This is a genomic window from Streptomyces sp. NPDC006925 (assembly GCF_042869575.1).
Lineage (GTDB): Bacteria > Actinomycetota > Actinomycetes > Streptomycetales > Streptomycetaceae > Streptomyces.
This window is the reverse complement of the sequence record NZ_JBIAGB010000007.1, coordinates 59,148-81,713: the sequence shown is the minus strand read 5'-3', so window position 1 is coordinate 81,713 and position 22,566 is coordinate 59,148. Positions and strand designations below refer to the sequence as shown.

At 68.8% G+C, this 22,566-nt stretch carries 12 protein-coding genes, 1 tRNA gene and 2 pseudogenes; 4 read left to right on the top strand and 11 right to left on the bottom strand.

Features of this window, described 5'->3' with window-relative positions; translation table 11 throughout:
• Positions 1–20: 20 nt before the first annotated feature.
• From ACFYNS_RS12400 to ACFYNS_RS12385, 4 genes are all read right to left on the bottom strand, one after another.
• Positions 21–1,088, bottom strand: coding sequence for an MsnO8 family LLM class oxidoreductase (locus ACFYNS_RS12400; protein WP_360299524.1), 1,068 nt, complete (start codon positions 1,086–1,088; stop codon positions 21–23).
• A 55-nt stretch (positions 1,089–1,143) separates the two neighbouring features.
• Positions 1,144–1,818: a response regulator transcription factor gene (locus ACFYNS_RS12395; protein WP_360299527.1), complete on the bottom strand. Its 675-nt coding sequence runs from the start codon at positions 1,816–1,818 to the stop codon at positions 1,144–1,146.
• An 82-nt stretch (positions 1,819–1,900) separates the two neighbouring features.
• Positions 1,901–3,121, bottom strand: a complete 1,221-nt coding sequence (locus tag ACFYNS_RS12390) for an FAD-dependent monooxygenase (protein WP_388602448.1) — start codon at positions 3,119–3,121, stop codon at positions 1,901–1,903.
• A 220-nt stretch (positions 3,122–3,341) separates the two neighbouring features.
• Positions 3,342–5,996, bottom strand: coding sequence for an ABC transporter (locus ACFYNS_RS12385; RefSeq protein ID WP_388602445.1), 2,655 nt, complete (start codon positions 5,994–5,996; stop codon positions 3,342–3,344).
• Positions 5,997–6,089: 93 nt separating this feature from the next.
• Here ACFYNS_RS12385 and ACFYNS_RS12380 point away from each other — a divergent pair, with 93 nt between their 5' ends.
• Positions 6,090–7,544 carry a lipase maturation factor family protein gene (locus ACFYNS_RS12380; RefSeq protein ID WP_388602443.1) on the top strand — a complete coding sequence of 485 codons (1,455 nt, stop codon included), beginning with the start codon at positions 6,090–6,092 and terminating at the stop codon, positions 7,542–7,544.
• Positions 7,545–7,851: 307 nt separating this feature from the next.
• Here the strand turns inward: ACFYNS_RS12380 and ACFYNS_RS12375 are convergent, their stop codons facing one another.
• Positions 7,852–9,198: an NAD(P)/FAD-dependent oxidoreductase gene (locus ACFYNS_RS12375; RefSeq protein WP_388602441.1), complete on the bottom strand. Its 1,347-nt coding sequence runs from the start codon at positions 9,196–9,198 to the stop codon at positions 7,852–7,854.
• A 300-nt stretch (positions 9,199–9,498) separates the two neighbouring features.
• Here ACFYNS_RS12375 and ACFYNS_RS12370 point away from each other — a divergent pair.
• The 3 genes and pseudogenes from ACFYNS_RS12370 to ACFYNS_RS12360 all read left to right on the top strand — a co-directional run bounded on the left by ACFYNS_RS12370 (position 9,499) and on the right by ACFYNS_RS12360 (position 10,709).
• Positions 9,499–9,572 (top strand) — tRNA-Pro (locus ACFYNS_RS12370).
• A 545-nt stretch (positions 9,573–10,117) separates the two neighbouring features.
• Positions 10,118–10,393, top strand: a pseudogene (locus ACFYNS_RS12365) (transposase); the annotation flags it as partial.
• Between the two features lie 193 nt (positions 10,394–10,586).
• Positions 10,587–10,709 carry a hypothetical protein gene (locus ACFYNS_RS12360; protein ID WP_388602439.1) on the top strand — a complete coding sequence of 41 codons (123 nt, stop codon included), beginning with the start codon at positions 10,587–10,589 and terminating at the stop codon, positions 10,707–10,709.
• Positions 10,710–10,819: 110 nt separating this feature from the next.
• Here the strand turns inward: ACFYNS_RS12360 and ACFYNS_RS12355 are convergent.
• From ACFYNS_RS12355 to ACFYNS_RS12330, 6 genes and pseudogenes are all read right to left on the bottom strand, one after another.
• Positions 10,820–12,062, bottom strand: a pseudogene (locus tag ACFYNS_RS12355) (IS3 family transposase).
• Between the two features lie 47 nt (positions 12,063–12,109).
• Entirely contained in the window at positions 12,110–16,843 is a 4,734-nt protein-coding gene (locus ACFYNS_RS12350) for a sugar-binding protein (protein WP_388602438.1), read from the bottom strand.
• 119 nt (positions 16,844–16,962) lie between these two features.
• A complete protein-coding gene (locus ACFYNS_RS12345; protein ID WP_388602436.1) occupies positions 16,963–18,042 on the bottom strand; it encodes a LamG domain-containing protein in 1,080 nt (359 codons plus the stop codon).
• A gap of 110 nt (positions 18,043–18,152) precedes the next feature.
• Entirely contained in the window at positions 18,153–20,471 is a 2,319-nt protein-coding gene (locus tag ACFYNS_RS12340; protein ID WP_388602434.1) for a PQQ-binding-like beta-propeller repeat protein, read from the bottom strand.
• Between the two features lie 241 nt (positions 20,472–20,712).
• Positions 20,713–21,465 carry an IclR family transcriptional regulator gene (locus ACFYNS_RS12335; RefSeq protein ID WP_360295349.1) on the bottom strand — a complete coding sequence of 251 codons (753 nt, stop codon included), beginning with the start codon at positions 21,463–21,465 and terminating at the stop codon, positions 20,713–20,715.
• A gap of 1 nt (position 21,466) precedes the next feature.
• Complete coding sequence (locus tag ACFYNS_RS12330; protein ID WP_360295299.1) at positions 21,467–22,561, bottom strand: aromatic ring-hydroxylating dioxygenase subunit alpha; 1,095 nt, start codon at positions 22,559–22,561, stop codon at positions 21,467–21,469.
• Positions 22,562–22,566: the final 5 nt, after the last annotated feature.

Here is a 22,566-nt window from a genome sequence, read left to right as displayed (position 1 = left end):
CGGATACCGGCCGGCTCGCCTCAGCCCCGGGTCGCGGAGGCGGGCAGGCCCCGGCCCAGGCCCGCGGCCTCGGCCAGGTGGCGGTAGGAACGGAGGCGGTCGTCGGGGTCGTGGGTGTTGAGTGTCAGCAGGAGTTCGTCGGCGCCCGTGCGCTCCACGAGTCCGGCCAACGCGTCGGCGACCTCTTCGGGGGTGCCGCGCAGCTGGGTCTGCCGGGCCTCGTCGAAGGCGGCGCGCTCCTTCGGGCTCATCGTGCGGCCGAGCACGTCCAGGGGAGGGACGAGCGGGGTGAAGGTGCCGCGAGTGCGGGAGAGCGCCGTCGACCACGCCTCGGGAACCTGCAGCCTTTCCGCCTTCGCGCGAGTGTCGGCGGCCGCTGCGTTCACCGCGACGACGACGTAGGGCGCGACCCCGGGAACGCCTCCCCTCGCTTCGGTTCCCGGAGTGCCGGGGCCGGTGCGAGGCCGGAAGTCCGCCCGGTAGGTCCGTATCGCCTCCCGTGTCCGCTGCTCGTCGCGGGAGGCCCCGATCACCAGCGGCAGTCCGTGCTCGGCCGCCACCGCGGCACCCGAGCCGACCGCCAGGACGAACGGCGGTACGCGCAGCCCCTCTGCGGGCCGGGCCCGCACCGGAGCGGTGCCCTCGAAGTAGCCGAGCAGTTCTGATATCTGCGCACTGAAGTCTTCGGCGGCGTCCTTGCCGACGCGCAGTGCCTTGCGGACGCCGTCGGTGAAGCCGACGGAGCGCCCCAGTCCCATGTCGATACGGCCGGGGTGGAGCGACTCCAGCACCCCGAACTGCTCAGCCACCACCAGCGGCTGGTGGTTCGGGAGCATCACCCCTCCGGTGCCGACTCGGATCCGGGAGGTGGCGGAGGCCACCGCCGCCGCCAGGACGGTCGGCGCAGAGCCTGCGATGCCGGGGACAGCATGGTGCTCGGAGACCCAGAAGCGCAGGAATCCCAGCGCTTCCGCCTGCCGCGCGAAACGCACCGTCTCCCGCAGCGCACCGCCGGGGTGCTCACCCTCCCGGGTGAGGGAGCGGTCGAGGACGGACAGAGGTACCGGGATCCGGGGCGATGGCGTCACCTCCGGTACAACACCTGGCGGCGGTACGGATTCCCGGCCCTCTCCCAAAGGTGCGCTACTCGTCGGCCGGGGACTCCTCCAGCAGTCCGGCATCGTGGACGAGGAGAGCGAGCTGGACGCGATTGTTGAGGTCGAGCTTGGTCAGGATGCGGGAGACGTGCGTCTTGACCGTCGGCACGCTCATGTAGAGGGACGCCGCGATCCGGGCGTTGGCCAGTCCGCGGCCGACGCCGAGCGCCACCTCGCTCTCCCGATCGCCGAGCCGGGCGAGGGCGTTCTTGGCGCGGGCCCGGCGGCTGTCCCGGCCCGCGGGGGTGACGTGCTGGATGAGCTGGCGGGTGACTGCGGGGGAGAGCACGGGTTCCCCTGAGGCGACCTTGCGCACGGCGGCCAGGATGTCGGCGGGTGGGGTGTCCTTGAGCAGGAAGCCCGCGGCTCCGGCACGCAGGGCACGAAGCACCTGGGCGTCGGCGTGGAAGGTGGTCAGGACGACGACCTCGGGCGGTTCGTCGCGCGCCCGGAGCATCTCGGTGGCGGTGAGCCCGTCCATGGCCGGCATCCGGATGTCCATCAGGACCACATGGGGACGGTGCTCGTCGACCAGCCGGAGCACCTGGCCGCCGTCCGCGGCCTCCCCCACGATCTCGACGCCCTGGGTGCCTCCCAGCATCAGCCGGAGCCCGGCCCGTACGAGAGCGTCGTCGTCGACAAGGAGCACGCGGATGGTCATGCACATACCGTAGCCAGCCGCTATCCGGCTGCTGCCGCTGCCCTACGAAGCCCGCAGTCGTCAACGTGCAGGTTGGGGGCGCTCACGCGCGGGTACCGGCGTCGTCGCCGACCGGTGCGTCCCAGTCGATGCGGTAGTCCAGCAGCCAGTCGCTGCCGGAGCCGTCTCTGTGCCGCGGGCCGGTACGGGCCTCCGCGGGGCGCGGGACGACCCGTTCGTTCAGCCGGGCGCTGCGTTCGACAACCGCCTCGACCCGGTTCCGGCGCAGCGACTCGAATCGGGTGAACGCCTCGGGAACCTCGGGGAGGTCACGGAGACACTTGGCGAGGACGACACTGTCCTCGATCGCCATCGAGGCACCCTGCGCAGCGTTGGGCGCCGCCGCGTGCGCCGCGTCCCCGAGCACCACCATGGAAGCGCGGTGCCAGACAGGGGTGCGTGCCAAGTCGTAGGCGTTGGTGGCCACGATGCCCCGGCTGCCCCGGACGATCTCGGCGGCCGGCGAGGCGTCCCCCGAGAAGAGCGAGACGACGTGGTCCCGCCAGCGAGCCAGCTCCGAGGGCGTCCCGGTGGCCAGTTCCTCCCTGTCGAGCTCGCCGCCGGGGGTGTTGGCGAACCACCAGACCTCGCCGTCGGGCGTCGCGGTGCAGCCGAGGAACGCGCGCCGCCCCTGGATCATCCGGTAGGTGCCGGGAGGCGGCGCTGCCTCCGGGGGAACCTCGGGTGTGAAGCCGCACACGGTGATCTGCCCGGTATGGCGCGGCGCGGGCGCACCGGGGTCGATGAGAGTACGAGTGACGGAGTGGAGACCGTCGGCCCCGATGAGCAGGTCTCCTTCGGCGCACGTGCCGTCGGCGAAGCGGGCGGTGACCCGTCCGTCGGGAGCCGTGTCGGCGGAGACGAGACGCTTGCCGTGCTCGATGGTGACACCCCGGCGGATCGCCTCGTCCTGAAGCGCGCGGTGGAGAGTCGAGCGTCGGAGCGTGCGCGGCCCCAGAGTGCCGGTGTCGCCGGTGCCGGCCCCGCCCCCGGCGACCGGCCGCACCCCCACGCTGTCCCCGGTGTGGGCGAGCATCTCCACACGTTCCGCGGGAAAGGAGACGTCCAGGACAGCTCGGTGGGCGTCGATGGTGCGCAAGGCTTCCAGACCGTTGTGGAAGAGCACGAGGAAGGCACCGGCATCGTCGGCACCGGACCGGTACGCCTCGTGGACGGTCGAGCTGATCCCCGCCTTGTGCAGGGACATCGCCGTCATGGCTCCGGCGATGCCGCCGCCGATGATGAGCGCGTGCCGCTGCCTCATGGCACCTCCTGTCGCTACGCGTTCCGTTCGCTACCGCTCTCCCCTACTGACCGCCGGCGAGGGTCGGCGGTTGCGTGCCGGCTCCCTCGGGCTGCCGGCCGGGCCGCTCACCTTCCCGGCGGCGGTGACCGGCGGCGGACGGAACCGGCGTACGCCGCAGCCGGAGACCGCCCGTCCGGCCCGCCCGGAGTCCACTGCCCGGACCGCCGCCGCGACTCGGTCACCGGCCCAGGGCAGCCGCGAGATAGGGCGCCGTGACGCTGGCGCGGGAGGCGGCCACATCCTCCGGGGTTCCGGCGGCGACGATCCGCCCGCCCCGGTCACCACCGCCCGGCCCCAGGTCGATGACCCAGTCGGCGCCCGAGACCACCACCGGATCGTGTTCGACGACGATGACCGTGTGGCCGGCCCGGACCAGTCCGTGGAGCTGCCCCAGCAGCACCTCCGTGTCGGCCGGGTGCAGTCCGGTGGTGGGCTCGTCCAGGAGGTAGAGCGTGTGGCCGCGGCGGCCGCGCTGGAGTTCGGTGGCGAGCTTGATGCGCTGCGCCTCGCCTCCCGACAGCTCCGTCGCCGGCTGCCCCAATCGCAGGTACCCCAGACCGACACGTTGCAGTGCGTCCAGCCCGCGCCGTGCGGCCGGGACGTCCGCGAGGAACTCGGCAGCGCCGTCGACCGTCATGCCCAGGACATCGGCGACGGTCGCTCCCCGGTAGGTGATCTCCAGCGTCCGAGGGTTGTAGCGCGCCCCGTGACAATCCGTGCACGGTGCGTAGGTGCCGGGCAGGAAGAGCAGTTCCACCGCGATGTAACCCTCGCCCTGGCAGGTCGGGCAGCGGCCCTCGGCGACGTTGAACGAGAACCGTCCGGCCCCGTATCCCCGGGCCCTGGCCTCGTCCGTGGCGGCGAAGACCTTGCGCACCGCGTCGAAGAGGCCCGTGTAGGTCGCCAGATTGGAGCGCGGGGTGCGTCCGATAGGCTTCTGGTCGACGCGCACCATCCGGTCCACTGCCTCCACTCCCTCGACCTCCGCGACGTCGGTGACATCGGCGCCGAGGCCCCCGGACGGGAACTGGTCCGCCCCCGGCTCCGCATCGTCGCCCGGACCGGCGGCCTCGCTCCTCTTCCCCGCGGCGGCCGTCCCGGTGCCGGTGTGCGCGGCAACGACGTCGGCCAGGACCTGGGTGACCAGCGTCGACTTGCCCGAACCGGACACCCCGGTGACAGCTGTGAAGACACCGAGCGGAAACGCCACATCCAACCCCCGCAGGTTGTGCCGCGTCACCCCGGACAACGACAGCGTGCGCTCCGGCCGACGTGGCAGGACCTGCCCCCGCGGCCGAGCGCCGCGGCCGGGACGGGCGGATTCCGGTGCCCCGGAGGGGCCGGACTCCACGCCGTCGCCTTCTACGGCACGGGACGCGCCGGGCCTGGAGACGCCGGGGGGACCGGCTTCCGCGAGGCCGCGGGCTTCCGCGGGGAAGAGATAGGTGCGCGTGACGGAGCGCTCCGACTGCGCCAGCCCGGACACCGGGCCGCTGTAGAGCACCTCCCCACCGTGCTCGCCCGCAGCGGGGCCGACGTCCACGACCCAGCCGGCCCGCCGGACAACGGCCATCTCGTGCTCGACCACGAACAGCGAGTTCCCCGCTTCCCGGAGCCTGTCCAGGACTCCCAGCAGTGCCTCGGTGTCGGCGGGGTGCAACCCGGCCGACGGCTCGTCCAGCACGTAGACCACACCGAAGAGGCCGGACCGCAACTGGGTCGCCAACCTGAGCCGCTGCAGCTCCCCCGCCGAGAGGGTGGGGGTGGGCCGGTCAGTGCTCAGATAGCCCAGGCCCAGTTCCACGAGCACGTCGATGCGGGAGACGAGGTCGCTGCAGAGGGTTTCGGCGACGCTCTGCCGGATGCCTTCTTCGGGGGCCCCTCCCCCCTCCCCTCCCCCCGTGGCGGCTCGCAGCACCCCGGCGAGCCCTTCGAGCGGCAGCGCCGCCAGTTCGGCAATGTCCCGGCCCGCGAACGTCACGGCGAGCGCCTCCGGGCGCAGCCGGCGACCACCGCAGACCGGGCAGTCGGTGCTGACCAGGAACCGCCGTACACGCTGCCGAAGGGTGGCGCTCTTCGTCTCGGCGAAGGTGTGCAGCACATACCGCTTCGCACTCTGGTAGGTGCCCTGGTAGGGCCGCTGGATACGGCCCGCTTCACGTACCGGATGAACGGTGACGACCGGCTGCTCGTCCGTGAACAGCAGCCACTCGCGCTCTTGGGGCGGCAGCTCCCGCCACGGACGGTCGATGTCGTAGCCGAGCGCCGCGGTCACGTCGCGCAGGTTCTTGCCCAGCCACGCTCCCGGCCACGCCGCGACTGCGCCCTCCCGGACGCTGAGCGACGGATCCGGGACCAGCGACTCCTCGGTGACCCGGTGCACGACACCCAGGCCGTGGCACTCCGGGCAGGCGCCGACTGCCGTGTTGGGCGAGAAGGCATCAGAGTCCAGCCGCTCGGCTCCTTCCGGATACAGCCCGGCCCGCGAGAAGAGCATCCGCAGCGAGTTCGACAGCGTGGTCACCGTGCCGACGGACGAGCGGCCGGTTGGCGTCGAGCGTCGCTGCTCCAGCGCCACCGCGGGCGGCAGCCCGGTGACCTCCTGGACCCGCGGTGCCCCGACCTGGTGGATCAGCCGCCGCGCGTAGGGGGCGACCGACTCGAAGTAGCGGCGTTGAGCCTCCGCATAGAGTGTGCCGAATGCCAGCGAGGACTTGCCCGAACCCGAGACCCCGGTGAAGGCGACCAGCGCGTCCCGTGGGATGTCCACGTCCACGCCGCGCAGATTGTGCTCGCGGGCGTCGCGCACCCGTACGTAACCGTCGTCGCTCATCCTTCCATGATCGGACATGTGCCCGAGCCCCCGCGGCAGGGGCCTGCCCCGGGAGTGGCCACGGTGCGTGAAGGGCGCGTGTGGGTGGTACCCATGGCCGCCATGGAGTGGTTCACGCCGTGGTTCCCGGCGCCCGGGTACGGGCTGAGCCGGCTGGTTCTCCAACGTGCGCTGGCAGGGGTCTACCTCGTCGCCTTCCTCTCGGCTGCGTCGCAGTTCCGGGCGCTGCTGGGCGATCGCGGTCTGATGCCCGCCGCGGCGTTCACGCGCCGGGTACCGTTCCGGGCCTCCCCCAGTCTCTTCCACTGGCGGTGCGACGACCGCTTCACGGGAGCGTGCGCCTGGGCGGGTGCCGCGCTGGCCGCCGCGGTGGCGGGGGGCGCCGCGGATGCCGTGCCCCTGTGGGCCTCGATGGTGATGTGGGCACTGCTGTGGTTCCTCTATCTCTCGTTCGTGAACGTCGGTCAGATCTTCTACGGCTTCGGCTGGGAGTCGCTGCTGCTGGAGAGCGGGTTCCTCGCGATCTTCCTGGGCAATGCGCAGACCTCGCCGCCCGTGCTGACCTTGTGGCTGATGCGCTGGCTGCTCTTCCGGGTGGAGTTCGGCGCGGGGCTGATCAAGTGGCGCGGCGATGCCTGCTGGCGCAACCTGACCTGCCTCTACTACCACCACGAGACCCAGCCGATGCCCGGGCCGCTGAGCTGGTTCTTCCACCACCTCCCGCGGCGGATGCATCGGATGGAGGTGGCCGCCAACCATGTGGCCCAGCTCGTCGTGCCCTTCGGCCTGTTCTTTCCGCAACCGGTCGCCACCATCGCCGCCGGGCTGATCATCGTCACACAGCTGTGGCTCGTCCTGTCGGGCAACTTCTCCTGGCTCAATTGGCTGACGATCGTTCTGGCGCTCTCCGCTGTCGACCCCTCTCCCGCGACGGGCACCTCCTCCCACGGACCGACTCCGCTGTGGTTCGCCGTGGCGGTGTGCCTCGCAACAGTGCTGATCGTCGGGCTGAGCTGGTGGCCTGCGCGCAACCTGCTCAGCCCGACACAGCAGATGAACCGCTCTTTCAACTCCCTCCACCTGGTGAACACCTACGGGGCCTTTGGCAGCGTGACCCGTGTTCGGCATGAGATCGTCCTCGAGGGCACGGACGAGGAGCAGATCACGCCGGAAACGGCATGGCGCGAGTACGAGTTCAAGGGCAAGCCGGGGAACGTGCGCAGGCTGCCGCGGCAGTTCGCGCCATACCATCTGCGTCTGGACTGGCAGATGTGGTTCGCCGCGCTGTCACCGGCCTACACCCGCGGCTGGTTCGAGCCGTTCGTCTCCCGACTGCTGGAGAACGACCCTGCCACCCTGCGGCTGCTGCGCACCAACCCGTTCCCCCAGCAGCCGCCCACCCACGTACGCGCGTTGCTGTACCGCTACCGCTTCACGTCACGGGAGGAGCGGCGAGAGACGGGGGCCTGGTGGCACCGCACCTTCGAGCGCGAGTTCCTGCCGCCGGTCGCACTCTCAGGAGACTCGGGTGGGCGCCACCGCTGGTGACCATGGCCGCTGCCCACGGCTGGTGACCACGGCTGGTATTGCTGGTGACCGCGGCCGCGCGGATGGCTGTCCTCGACCGTATCCGCGTTCCGCCTGTGCATGCAGGGGGATCTCTCATCGCCGTCCTCGTTCTCGTTCCGCTCTCCCGGCACGAGGCGCCGTCCCGCCCCGGTGAAAGCAGTCTGCCCCGCCCGCCGCGCTCGTGGGCAGCCCTAGCATTTCCGGTGGACAACTGACCGGTTGTGCATAACCCCGCCACCCGCACGGGCGACGAGAGCAATCGGAGTACGGACGGGGCGAACAGCACTCAGCGGGTCGGGACCCGCGCCACCTCGGGCGAGGCCGACTCGAGCGGCACTGACCAGGACCGCACGAGCCCCAGCTGTGCCGCCTGCCGGGGCAGCACCGCATCCAGCGCCCAGTCCGCCAGGACCCGGATCCGGTTTCCCGGCATGGCCGCGAGGTGGTACCCGCGGGTCACCAGGTTGGCGAGCGGCCCCGAGAGCGGTACCCGGAGCGGGTTCGCAGCAGCCTTGACCCCGCCCAGGTCCACCATGAATCCGAGGTCGTGGTGCTTGTAGGGGCGCGGCTCCCCATGCCCGAGGGAAGTCGCGAGATTACGGCCCGCGATTTTCCCCTGCCGCACCGCGTGCTGCGCCGTCATCGGGGTGATCTCCCCCGGCCGGGTCAGGTCCGGCACGGCGGCCGCGTCACCGCAGGCCATGACCTCTGGCCTGTCCGGCACCCGCAGGTACTCGTCGACCACGATGCGCCCCTGCCGGGTCTCCAGCCCGAGGTCCTTGACGACGGGATCGGGCCGCACCCCCACACACCAGATCAGCGAGTGGGTCGGTACGAACTCGCCGCTGTCCAGCACCACCCCCTCGCTCGTCGCCTCCTGGACGGAGGTTCCGGCACGCACCTCGACCCCCCGCTTGCGCAGCACCTCGTCCGCGGTCTCGGAGAGACGGTGATCCAGTTCAGGCAGCACGCGTGGCGCGACGTCGAGCAGCATCCAGCGGGTCCGCACCTCCCGCGTCCGCCGACTGCGCACCGGTCCGCGCTCGTGCGCCCCCTGCCGGCTGTGCTGCCGGGCCAGCGATTCGGCGAACATCTGGCCGTGCGCCGCGACCTCTGTGCCGGTGTAGCCCGCGCCGACGACCACGAAGGTCTGGCGGGCCGCTGCCTCCTCCGCGTCCTCGGCAGCGGCAGCCAGCGCGATCTGCCTGTTGATGTGATCGCGGAGGTAGAGAGCCTCCGGCATACCGCGAAAGCCGTGCGCATGCTCGGCTGCTCCGGGGATCGGCAGCAGCTTGTTGACGCTGCCGACCGTCAGCAGTAGCCGGTCGTAGCCGAGCTCGCCCGAACGGCCCTCGGGGTCCACGTACCGGAGGCGGCGCCCGTCGAGATCGACGCTGTCGACCTCACCCAGGACGAGCCGCACCCGCGGCAGCGTGCCCGCGAGCGAGATCGAGACCCGCCGCGGCTCCAGGACACCCGATGCGACCTCCGGCAGCAGCGGCAGGTAGAGGAAGTAGTCGTTGGGGTTGACCAGGATGATCTCCGCTTCGTCACGGAGCGTGCGGGACAATGTACGCGCTGCCCTGTAGCCGGCGAATCCAGCTCCGACGATCACAATGCGGGACCGGCTCACAACCGGGACCTCCTCCCAGCACGGAGCCGGGGCCCCACACCCGCACGGACCCCGGCCGTCTGTCGCGGATCTGCCGGGTTTCCCACCGCCTCCCCCGCCAAACGCGCGCCGTGGAGGGTCGGACGCAGCGGGCAGCCTCCCGGTCACGGGCCCGTAGTTCGCCCGCCCTGGAGGGGCGACTGCCCGTGCATGATCCACCGACCGCGTCGGCACCGGGAGGGGTGAGCGAGCACCCCCTGAAGTGCTGTATTGTTCTTTGTGCGCGAGCGGCGAGGGAAAAGCCCCGAGCCGAGCGAGCACCGGGACGTGGCGCAGTTTGGTAGCGCACTTGACTGGGGGTCAAGGGGTCGTGGGTTCAAATCCCGCCGTCCCGACTGCGAAGATCGCAGCTCGGAAGCCGTTCCAGCGTTTGCTGGGACGGCTTCTTTCGTTAGCGTTTGCTCCCATGAGGGGAGCCCTCTGGGAGCACTCGCGCTCCCACGCTCCCAGCCGTCAGCAGTGCCCGTTTTCTCCGTCCCACGATCGGGTCGAGGTTGTGCGCGGTACGTCGCTGCTGCGCGCCTTCGTCAACAGCGTGGCATCGCCACGCCCCGGCGGGTGGACGGGTATTCCCGGACGGAAGGCGCAAGAGCCCCTTGACCGCACGGGAGTGCAGGGCCGACCTCTACGGGCCTTGCGTCTGACACATTTCCCACCCTCCGTCGCACGGGCCAGGGCCTCTGCCCAGGCCACCGCGACAGTGCTGGTCACCCCGTGATGCAGACCCGAACCCGGGGGGCGAATGACACTTGAGCATGGATGGGAGCGTGTCCGCGAGAGCGGGAGCGGCTGTGGGGCGCGGTAGAACGCTGCGGAGGGCCGTTCCAACTGGGCCGATGCACGAAGAGTCAGAGGTGCAGTGGTAGGCCAGGCGCGACGGCAGCTCACCATCGACCTCGACGGTGTCCTGGTGAGCGCTCACTCCGACAAGCAGGACGCGGCCCTGACCTGGAAGCGATCCTATGGTCACCACCCTTTGACGGCCTTCGTGGACCATGGGACGGGCGGAACTGGAGAGCCGGTCGCCGCTTTGCTCAGGCCCGGCAACGCCGACAGCACCACGGCCGCAGACCACATCACCACCGCCCAACTGGCTCTGGCCCAGTTGCCGAAGAAGCACCGGCGAGGGCGGCGGACGCTGATCCGAACCGGCTCGTTGTCGGCCAGGTGTAGCTCTTCAGTTGTACTCCCGGTATGTGGGAGGAAGCGCGCGCCCTGGCCCTCCCCCCCCCCCGGAACAGGTTGCCTCACCGCTCGCCGGTACGCCCACGACCTGCGGCACGCTGCCCTGTCCTCCTGACTGAACGCGGGAGTCGATCCGGCCGAGGTCGCGGAGCGCGCGCAACAGCGTGGACGTGCTGCTGACCCGCTACGCGAAGTGCCTCGACGGTCGGCAGCAGGTAGACAACCAACGGATCGACGCCATCTGGGACGACGGTTCCGACACCGAAGACGCGAGCGAGACCGACTGAGAACTGAGAGCTGGACGGCTACAGTCAGGCCCCTGGGAATCTGGGTTCTTACGGTCCTCGCAACACCCGCGATCTGTGGGAGTTGAACCGTTCCGGGGTCGGTGGAGGCTCTATGGACTGACTCCAGCCGCCGGTTGCGGCTGGTGCCGAGCGTAGTAGGTGGCTTCGCATTCGGCGGGCGGGATGTCGCCGATCGCGGTGTGGATACGGTGGTGGTTGAACCAGTCGACCCATTCTGCGGTGGCGACCTCGACCTCGGCGAGGGTCTTCCAGGGAGTACGGGGTTTGATCAGTTCGGTCTTGAACAGGCCGATCTGAGATTCCATGAGCGCGTTGTCCAGGGCGTCACCGACGCTGCCGATCGAGGCGTCGAGTCCGCGTCCATCAGGTGCGCGGTGAAGGCGAAGGACGTGTACTGGCTGCCGGCGTCGGAGTGATGTATCAGCCCGGGCCCGGCCGGCGTGCCAGCCCGGTCGCGTCGCCACAGCGCCATGTCGAGAGCGTCCAGGACGAGCTTGGCTCGTTTGCTGGTGGCCGCTGACCAGCCGACGATCGTGCGGGAGTACACGTCGACTACGAAGGCGACGTAGACCACGCCGTTCCAGGTGCGCACGTGGGTGAAGTCCGCGACCCACCGCTGGTTGGGGCCACGCGCGGTGAAGTCGCGATTCAGCAGGTCAGTGGCCCGCTCGTGTCCCTCGTCGCGCACCGTGGTGCGGACCTTCCTTCCACGTCTGGCGCCCTCCAGGCCGAGTTCACGCATCAGCCGGGCCACGGTGCAGCGGGCCACCGGTATGCCCTCACGGTCCAGTTGCCGCCACACCTTCCGGATGCCGTAGACGGCGTAGTTGTCGGCGTGGACGCGGCCGATGTGCTCCTTCAGTTCCGTGTCCCGGACGGATCGGGGGCTGGGCGGGCGGTTCTTGGCCGCGTAGTAGGTGCTGGTTGCGATCTGCAGTCCGTGTCCGGTCAGGACACGGCAGATCGGCTCGACCCCGAACACCTGCTTGAACTCGTCGATGAAGGCTACGAGCGCCGGTGTGGCCGGTCGAGCTCGGCCGCGAAGAAAGCCGATGCGGCCCTGAGGATCTCGTTCGCCCTCTTCAGCTCGGCGTTCTCGGCCTTGAGGCGCTTGATCTCGGCGGCTTCTTCAGAAGTGACCCCCGGCCGCTGGCCGGCGTCGACCTGGGCTTTCCGGACCCAGGTCCGCACGGTTTCCGCCGCACCGATTCCGAGCTTTGCGGCGACCGCTTTCATCGCGGCCCACTCGGTCGGGTAGTTCGGGCGGACCTCCGCGACCATGCGGACCGCACGCTCACGAAGCTCGGGAGGGTAGGGGGACGGACGGGTCATGACTCGATCCTCTCAGGGAATCGAGCCTCCATCAGACCCGGAACAGTTCAGACATCCGATATGGACAGGACATTGCCTGCCTGGTCATAGGAGTAGGTGTTGTGCTGGTCGACGCCTGGCACATCCTGGCGGTCCACTCGGGAGGTCGCCAGCCGGCGTGTGCCCCACTCGTAGGCGTTGGTCACCCATGCCTTCTTGGCACCGTCGGCGGTGCGGCCCAGTTCATACTGGAGCGGCTTCCCGGTGAGGGAGTAGGTGATATCGGTGCGTGCGCCGCTGGTGAAGACAGCCGTCGGGCGCAGGGTGCGCTTGTCGTAGGTGTAGTTCCAGCCCTTCCCCGCGATGTCACCCACGGTGGAGAAGCTGCGTGCCTTCACGGATCCGTTGGGACCGTGTGCCGTTGCCTCCTGGTAGGTGCCGGCCAGGGCTCCCTCGGCTTTCGGCAGCACGGTGGCGGCGCGTTCCACGTTGTAGAGCCGGTCGTACTTGGTCACCTTGTAGGTGTAGGGCTCCCCGTCCACGTAGCGGGTGGACGAGCTGAGTTGACCCTTGGCCCCGCTGACACCGTCGTACGTCCACTTGGCACGCAGCGTCCCTGTGCTGGATTCGTTGCGTAGTTCGGTTCGCCTGTCGAGGCCGTCGTAGACGCGGACCAGTTTCTTGCCACGAGCATCGGTCGTACTGATCTTGTTGCCACGATCGTCGTACGTCGAGTTGCTGGTGCCCTTGTCCGGATCGCTCACCTGAACCCTGCGGCCGAGTTGGTCGTAGGTGTAGCTCCACTTGTTGCCTGCGGGGTCGGTCACCTTCGCGAGTTCACCGCGCAAGGTATAGGCGTAGCGCGTGGCGTCGAAAGCCGATTCCGGAGAGCGGGAGTGATGCTGGCGCAGCTCTGTGGTGCGCCCCCGGGCGTCAGTGAGGGTTGTGGTTGTGGTCCCGCCCTCCGGAGGAACCACGGTGGTGCGGTCTCCGCCGTATGTGGTGGTCGTCGTGCTGAGCACTGTGCCACCGTCTCCGTTGCCTGCTATCTGTTTCGCTGCGGTCTCCCGCCCCAGGCCATCGTAGCTGCGTCGGGTTTGTGACTCGACAGAATCCGCGTCCTCGGGCTGGAAGAGGGTGGGCGAGGGCTCGCCCTCGGCGAAGTAGGAGGCGAAGGTTTTGGCGGCCAAGCCTCGCTCGTCGTAAAAGGTGTCGGTCAGCACACGCCCGCCGTCGGGCCCCGGTGTCTGGGTCTGACGCTGTCGCAGTAGCCCGTCGTAGAGCGTGTATGAGGGAGCGGTCGCGCCTCCGGCGGAGTCGAGGGTACGAGTGAGGACAGCGGTGGGCTCGCCCTCCTTGATGAGATACGAGAACTGGTAGCTGGGGTGTTGCCCGACACGGACATTGGGCAGCCACACCTTGGACGTGCGGCCGAGGGCGTCGTATGCGAACGCGGTCCGTTTGCCGTTGGGGTCCACCTTCGCCGAAGGAAGGCCCCGGAACGGATCCAGTTCGGTGACAGTGGTCTGAGCGGTGGCGTCGTTGCCCTCGACGGCCGGCGGCGTTGTCTCGGTGATCTTCTTGGCGAAACCTGCAGCCGGGCTGTAGACCGTGGTCGCCTTCCGTCCATCCGCGCGATCGGTCCGCTTGACGTCACCGCCCTCGGTAGCAGTGAGGTCGGCCGCGAGGTCGGTGGAGGACAGTTGCCGGCCGTACCCGTCGTAGGCGGCCTCGGATTCGAGATACGTGGCTGTCTTGCCATCGTGCTTCTTCAGTACGGCGGTCGACGTCGCATCACCCCGGGTAGGAGCGGTGCCGTAGTCCTTCGAATCGTAGGCGGTGCGAGTGTCGGATATGACATCCTTGGCCCGGTCCGGAGCTGATGAACAGCTGACGGCCACCGTCTCCTCGCGCTTCGTCAGACCGAGGATGTTCTTGTCGCCGTTGGTGGCATAGCTGATCCGTGTACAGCGGTTGTCGGCAGCCGTGGTGTTGTCACCGAAGTCGTCGATCTGAGTGGCACGACCGGCCACCGTGTCGTACTTCGAGGCGGCCGATGTGATCCGCCATTTCTTTCCGGCCCCTTTGTCCAGCGATGTCCATGATTTGTCGTGGGAGACACCGGTGAAATGAGAGTTGAGGGTTCCCCAGTCATGCTTTCTGCTGGCGGTTCGGTGCTGCCAGGGGCGCTTTACCTCTTTGCCCAGAACTTTTCCTGCTGGGCCCGAGTACGTGACGGTCTTGTACGGGAATCCCGCTGCTGCTTCGTCGTCGGTGAGCGGGTCGCCCTCTCCCTCGCCGAGGGGGACGGACACCTTTTTTGTTCCTCCCGTTTTGTCCTTCCGGTCTCCGTCCATGCCTCGCAAGAAGTAAGAGTCCTGCTGGGAGCGCATGGCGCCTGGGCCACCTTGACCGCCGGTCTGTACTCGCACATGACCGTAACCACGCCACTCGGACCATGTTCGTTGGTCACTGTCCACCAGGCCGTTCTCGTCGTAATGCCAGGCCGCCCCACCTTGGTAGGCGTAACGGGTGACCTGGTCGGGCGACCCGCTGGTACGGTCCGTGGTGGTGACGGAGTCGACGACGTACTTGTTGAACCACTCCTTCTCAGGGTCCTGGGAGGTGGAGCCCCCGATGTACTGCGGAAAGCAGCGCGTGGTGTTCGTCTCAGGTGTTGGAAGCTCACCCTTTTTGCATACGGGCGCGGAGTAATTGACGTCGACCTGGCCGCCGTACTCGTCGGCCACCGTGGCGAGCCTCGCTTTGATGAACGGGGCGTACCCGTCACCTGTTTCGTCGAGACGGTTGGCCAGCTGGGTGTAGGCGAAGGTGGTCTTCGGCAGGGTGATAGCAGAGCTGCCGCTGTGGCCGGTGTGCTGCACCGAGTCCAACAGAAGCTGGTAGTCGACGTCGGCAGTGCCCCAGCGGTGGCCGAGTTTCCAGGTATCGATCTTGTGGTACGAGTCGCCGTCGAGTACTGACGTCGTCACCCCGGTGAGGCGCTTACGGGTCCAGAATGTCGGGGAGAATCGTCCCCGATCGCAGTCCTCATCGGACTCGCAATTCAGGTCCCAGGGCGTGTCGTACCAGTACTGCGACTTGTCATTGATCGTGTCCGCCGCGCAGCTGACCCCTTCCTTCGGCAGACAGCGCTCAGCACTGTTGAAGTTGACCTTCGCCAGGGGCCGGCCGCTGTAGACGGCGTCCGAGCTGAGCCCGTACTCGATACGGCTGAGCGAGCCTCCCCGGACATAGCGGGTGTTGTCCTCCTTTTCGAGGTTGCGGCCGTAGGAGTTCTTCTCCTGGTCGTAGTAGTAGGAGACAGCGTTGCCGTGAGTGTCGACGACGTAGTCGAGATTCCAGCGCCATGCCTGCTGACACCACGAGTCCTTGAAGGCCGAGGCATGGCAGGGCTCACCGGAATCATTTCCGAACACCGGGGCGGTCCAGGCGGATCCGGTGGTCTTCTTTCCTGACTCCCATCCGGGAAGCCGGTGGTAGCCGAAGTAGTAACGGGTACCAGCCGGGTCGGTCAGGCGCCAGTACTCACCGTCGTTGTCGCCGTTCTTGCGCTTGTCGGAGGACAGGTGCTTGATGCGCGTTCCGTCGTCGCTCTTGAGCTTCCACTCCCCTCCTCCGGCGGGTACGAGCTCGCCCGCCTTGCCGTTGAAGGAAAGAACTGCGTTGTCATACGCCCAGCACTGATCCCCTGGCTTCCCCGAATCCCCGCCCTTGACTCCGTCCTTCGCGCAGGGCTTGTACTTCCGCTCGATGTACCCGGGCCACAGCTCGAAGCCATCACCGACCCAAGATGCCTGATTGTTCGTGTTGCCCGTGCGCCCGTCGAGCTGCCCGGAGGAATATGCCAGGCCGATATCCGGCTTCAGTCCGCCGGGTACATCAGGCAGCGGCATGTCATAGGACCAGGTGAAGGTGCCGGTGTTGAGGTCCGTCTGCCAGCTTGAGGACGGTGACAGTTTCGTCGCGGTGAAGTCGCTCTTGCTGCCGCCTTCTCCCCCGCCGTCGGCTGCAACGGCGGCAAGAACAGTGCGGGTACCGGAGCGAAGAGAGACTGGGCTCGCAGTGAGCCGCTGCTTCTCCGCATCGTTCTCGCTCGGTACCTGCTCGGCCGCGCGACACTTCTCCTTCTGAGGCGTGCTGATCGCACAACCCGGAAGCCGGACGAGACGCAGACGGGAGCCGTACCCGCCACCGTGGGCTTCGGCGAAGTGACGGTAATCGACCGCGACGCTCGCTTCGCCTGAGGATCTCTTGTCCTTGGGGGTGAGAGTGAACAGCAGTCCGTCGACACCGACACGCTCTGCCTGCTTTCTGCTGAGGACGCGTGCCGTGACCGTGCCAGCCGAGGTCGGGCGGGCATCGGTCCGGGTGCTTCGCGGCGGACCAAGGGACAGCGGAGTACCCTTGACCTCCTCCGTGGGTGTCGTTCGATCGCGAGTTGCGGACGCGGTGCGGCTTCGCGCGACCGAGCGGTTGAGGGCCTTCGCCTTGTGCGGCACGGTCACCTCGCTCGTTCGAGGTTTCGGCCATGCCGCCTTGGGAGCGCGCCGAGGAGTGCGGGGTCCTTGGGACCGCTTTCTCACTTCGACCTTCGTCCGGTTCGACCCCGGAACGGGTTTGTCCGTCTTCTGGATGCCTGGGCGCCCTGTATCCCCGCCCGCTGCGGCAGCTTGCATCCCCGCTGCGTTCAATACGGTGGCCACCATCAGCGCCGACAGACCGAGCGCCACCTTGCGCCGTAGGCCGCGGTGCATACGGGCCATGGTTGTGCTGTTCACTGTCCCGCCCCTGTTCCCTCACTCATCGCCCAGCACATGCACGCCTCGATGCAACTGGTGACCTCAAACACTTCGAAAAGATGTGTGCTGCGGTGTGACGTCGGCACGACGGCATGACGTCAGTCGATGTCCGGTTCCTCGGTCGGCACGTCGAACCACTGCTGAGCCAGGTAGGCGACCTGCTCGTCGCTCAAGGCACCGCGGAAGGCCCACACGTCATCGATGGCCCCCGGCCAGTACTGCCGCCACTCGCCGCTGCCCTTGCCCCGGCCGATCTCCAGGGGCCCGTCAGCGTGGAAGGACAATGCGTCGTCTGCCCAAGGGATCGCGTCCTGACAGGTGGAGTCGTCTGCTTCCCCGTCTCCGTCACCATCGGTGCAAGCAATGTCCTGCAGGGTGCCGTTGACGTAGAGCTTGGCCCGCTTGGCGAAACCGTCGTACACGACAGCCAGGTGGTTCCACTCTCGTGCGTCGTAGAAGCCGAGGGCGTTGTCGGCCCGCGCAAGCGAAGGCGTGGAGGAATCCGCGTCCGGAACCACGAGCTGCCACCTGCCAGGGCCCCCTGGATCCTTGCGGTCGGGCACGAACCCCACTGCAAAAGCCGATTGGTTCCGGCCCGGCGCACTCAGCGCCACACTCGTCCTGTCGGCCGGTGCCGCTGCTTGCACCCACGCCGCCACCGTGAAGCTTTCATTCGTATTGACCGGCATACCGCTCGTGGTGGCGTGGTCGTCCTGGCCGTCCAACAGCAGCCCCTGCTCTCCCATGAAGGCGGCCGCCGGATCGAGCTGCGCCCCGGAATGCAGGAGCGCGTCCATACCGGACGGTCCCGAATCGGGTGTCCTGCCGGTGACCGTGTCCGCCGCTTGCTGCGCTGCGCCGGACTCGTCCAGCTGCCAGCGTCCTGCCAGGACGGGGCGCTGCTGGAAGAGCTGCTGTGCCTCACTCGCTGAGACCGGCCGGTCGAAGAGCCGGACGTCATCGATCCGGCCCGGGAAGTGGTTGGTGACCGAGCCACCCGCGTACGACCCGGCCCCGATGAGCATGGACTGGTCGGCGTAGAACGCTCCGCCCAGTCGAGTCTCACCCACCTTCTCGCCGTTCACATAGAGCGTCAGCAGATCCGCGACCGTGTCATGGACACCGATCAAATGCACCCACTCCCCTGCCCTGGCCGTGCTCCCGTCGGTCTGTCTCATGAGATCTGTGATGGTCTCGGCCCGTTGTGGAGGAATGAGATCGAGGCAGGGTGTGGATACGTGGCGGTGGCCGAGGAGCAGCGGTTGCTGCGGTGAGGGGCCGGGAGGGCTCAGAGGGCCACCGCGTACAGAGTGGGGTTCGCCTGGCTCGTATCGTCGCCGGCAGTGAAGTAGACCGTGCCATCGACGATGACAGGAGACGCCTCGATCTCGGTCTTGTCGTCCTGAGCCTTGCCGCGGACGTCGAAGGCCCAGCGCTGACGGCCCGTGGCGGTGTCGACCGCGTACACCTTGCCCTCTCTGCCACCGAAGCAGACCGTGCCGTCACCGATGGACGGGTTTCCCCCCACCTGGTCGTTGAGGGGGAAGCTCCAGCGTCGCTTTCCGTTTGCGCCGTCGACGGCGTACAGGTTGCCGACGTACTCGTGCAGGTAGACGGTGTCGTCTGCGGCGACGGGCTTCGAGGAGATGTCCTTGGTGGGAAAGGTCCAGCGGCGCTTTCCGCTGGTGGCGTCGAGGGCGTGCAGTGCAGCGTCACTGCCGGGAAAATAGACGGTGCCGTCCGCGACCGCCACGGGCTGGAGCCCCGGTTTGTCGTCCTTCAACGGGTAGGTCCAGCGTTTCTTCCCGGTGGTGGCGTCGACGGCGTGCAGTTCGCCGTTGCCGCCACTGATGTAGACGGAGCCGTCGGCGACGACCGGGGCGGGCACGACGGAGGTGCCTACGGTGGTCTCGGGGTAGTGGTAGAGCCAGCGTTGCCGTCCGGTCTCGGCGTCGATGGCGTGGAGCCCGCCGTCGCTGCCACCGATGTAGACGATGCCGCCGGCGACCGCCGGGGACGTGTACCGCCGTTTGCCGGCGAGGGGGAAGGTCCAGCCTTGCTTCCCGTTGGTGGCGTCGACGGCGTGCAGCGCGGTTCCACCGATCAGGTAGACGGTGCTGTCGGCGACTGCCAAGGACGTGCCCCGCGCGAGGGAGAGGGGTGCGGTCCAGCGCTTCTGGCCGGTGGACGCGTCGAGGGCGCGGAGGGAAGGTTTCTCCGTGCGGCTGCCCGTATGGGCCATGTAGAGGGTGCCGTCGGCGACCGACGCCGTGGACGACGCGCTGAAGTCGGGAACGGACCAGCGCAGGGTGCCGCTCTTGACCTTGCTGCCGGATGAGTCGTTGCCACCGGAGCCCTTGCTGGACGAGTCGCCCGACGACTCGTTGCCGGTGCCGCCGCCGGAAGCGCCGATCAGCTTCCAGCCGGTGAAGCCGATGCCCGCAGTGCCCAGCGCGGCTGCGGCGGCCAGCAGTTGGCGGCGGGTGCGGCCGGGGGCGCCGCCGGTCCGAGGCGCCGTAGGGGGCATCGCCGGAGGCGGAGGTGTGGAGGCTGCTTCCCGAGCCGAGGCCGGTGCCGCGAGGGCTGTCGGCGGGTGGGCCGGACCCGTGTCGGGTGTCCTGCCGGTCCGAGTCGGGGCATGGTGGGTCACTTGGTCGGCGCCGGGACCGGCTTCCTCGCGCAACTGCTCCGGAGGCTGCGCGACTCCGCCATGGTTGTGTTCCTGGAGCGCCTGCGCCACCGGCAACGGCAGCCAGCCGTGCTCGGAGTGCGGCCGGGGCGCCTCCTGCCCTCCGTCCCGCAGGGCCTGGGCCAGCTCCTCCAACAGGGCGGGCACGGCGGGTCGCTCCGCCGGTTCCTTGGCCAGACACCGCGCCACCACCGCGCCGAGCACCGGGGGCAGGGCATTCAGACAGGGCTGTTCATGGACGATGCGGTAGTACAGGGCGTGCGGCGCCCCCGTTCCGAACGGGCTCGAGCCGGTGGCGGCGAAGCTCAGCACCGCCCCCAGCGAGAACACATCGCTCGCCGGGCTCACCTGACCATCCGTCGCCAACTGCTCCGGGGCCATGAAACCGGGGGTGCCGATGACCATGCCGGTCTGGGTGAGCCCGCTCACCTCGTCCGTCATCGAGATCCCGAAGTCGATCACTCGCGGTCCGTCCGACGCCAGCAGTACGTTCGACGGCTTCAGATCCCGGTGGACGACTCCGGCCTCGTGGATGGCCTCCAGCGCCTCGGCCAGCCCCGCGCCCAGCGCCAGCACGGCCGGCTCGGGCCACGCGCCGTGCCCGGCAATCGCCTCCCCGAGGGACATCCCCGGTACGTACTCGCTGGCCAGCCACGCAGGAGACCCCTCCAGGTCGGCGTCGACCACCGAGGCGGTGAAAACACCGGTGACGCGGCGGGCGGTGGCCACCTCGCGGGCGAACCGCTGGCGGAACCCCGCGTCTTCGGCGAGCTCGGCGCGTACCACCTTCACCGCGAGGACCCGGCCGCCGGGCGAGCGCCCCAAAAAGACCCGGCCCATGCCGCCCGCGCCGAGCCGGGCCACGATCCGGTACCGGCCCACCTGCCGCGGGTCCCCCGCCTCGAGCTCTGCGAACACCGTCCTGCCTTCCGCTCGGTATCCCGCCAAGATCGGAACAGCCGCGGGTCCAAGCACGATACCGGCCGACACCAGGTGATCACATGCATCGAACGCCACGGGCATTCATGCAGGGCCGGCAGCCGTGCCGCAACGCCTCGCCCACGATGTCTCCGCCGCCGTCACGCCCCGTCGGCCCCGACGCCCCCGCACATGGAGCCCTTCCGCGAGGAGGCGGAAAGGCTCCATGCTCGCATGTCCGTCAGTAACGTCCCAGCACCGCGGCGGCGTCGCGCAGCCGGTGCGCGATGTCGGGCTCGGCCGCCGCCCGCGTGACGGGCAGTGAAATGTTGATGCCGAACTGGCTGCCGTCCAGCGCAGGCGGCAAGGCTGCCGCGAAGGAGACCAGTCCGACCTCGTACTCCTCGATCGAACGCGAAAGGCCACTCGCGCGCACGTCGTCCAGAGCCTTGCGCAGCTGCGGCCAGTTGGTGCGTGTCTCGTCGGTGCGGCGCTCGTAAGGGCCCTTGCCGACCAGCTTCAGCACCTCCTCGTCGGGCAATTGGGCCAGCAGGCACTTGCCCAGCGCGGTGCAGTGTGCGGGGACCCGCAGTCCGGCCTCGGCCCGGGGGCTGAGCATATGGCGACCCGGGGCGGAGTCCAGGTAGACCACCTCGCTCTGGACAAGCGTGGCCAGGTTGGCCGTCTCCCCGGTCTCCTCGGCCAGCCTGCGCAGCATCGCGCGTGCTGCCTCCGTCATGCCCATGCCCTGGACCACCGGCCCCACCATCCGCATGATCTGCGGTCCGAGGCGGAGTGTACGGGTACCGGCAGGACGGACCAGGAACCCCTCGCTCACCAGCGTCGCGCACAGGCGGTGGATGGTGGGCAGCGGCACGCCGAGAGCTTCGGCTATCTCGCTCTGGGTGAGTTCCGGCTGCTCGTCGTTGAAGAGCCGAAGGATCGCGAGCCCCCGGGCGAGGGTCCGCGAGCCCGCGTCACGTGACTCGCTGATCTCAGACCTCCCGCAATTGGTCCAGAACGTAGCGCTGGAACGCCGCGATCGTGTTCTCCGAGCCGAGGAGCAGCCTGCCTCGCTCCACCGCGCCGGACCCGGCCCCCCGCTGTACGGACTCCACCAGGTCTGTGTCCTCCGCGCCGACTTGGTTGTCGAAGTCGAGCATAGCCTTGATCCAGTCCGCGTCCACCTCGTCGCCGAAGAAGTAGTCCAGGTAACCGGTGGTGCGCCCGGGGCCGGCCGGATAGACCGGTCCGAAGGAGAGATTGGGTTGCCCGGGGTTTACGTTGACCTTCAGGCTCGGCCACACGAGGTGATACTGACCCCCGACCACGGGCCCGTCGGCGGGGTAGCCCGATTCCCGCGCGATCTCCCGGACCATGCCGTGGTGGGTGGCGAAGGTGGGCCGGACCTCCAACTGGTAGGCGTCGGGGCTGACATCGAGGACATCGGCGAGCCCCGGGTGGGCCACCGGGCAGTGGTAGCACTCCAGGTAGTTCTCGACGGCGATCTTCCAGTTGGCCTCGATGGTGTAGTAGACGCGGGAGTGGAAGCGCATCCGCTCCAGGTCGATGCCGCCCTCGGCGAGCAGCCCGGGCAGCTCGCCCAGCATCTCGGTGAGCGGCGAGGGGTCCGGGTCGAGGTGGACGAAGACGAACGGTCCCCAGGTGTCCACCGATGCCCGGCGCAGCCCGAGTTCCGAGGTGTCGAAGTCGCTTTCGCGGTCCCCGCGCGGCACCCCGCGCAGCGTTCCGTCCAGGCCGTAGGTCCAGGCATGGTAGAAGCACTGCAGCGATTTGCGGCTGCCGCACTCCTCCCGTACCACTTGGGCACCGCGGTGTCGGCAGACGTTCACCAGCGCGTTGAGCGAGCCGCCGCGGTCGCGGGTCACGACGATGGGAACTCCGCCCACCTCACAGGTGAAGAACCGGCCCGGTTCGGCGACCTGGTCGGTGCGGCCGACGTACTGCCAGCTGTGGCGGAAGATCCGCTCCTGTTCGAAGGAGGTGATCTCGGGGTCGGCGTACCAGGACCACGGCAGGGTCTCGCCCCGGTCCAGTGCTGCGGCGCTGGCTGCGGCGTCGATAGTCATCTCTG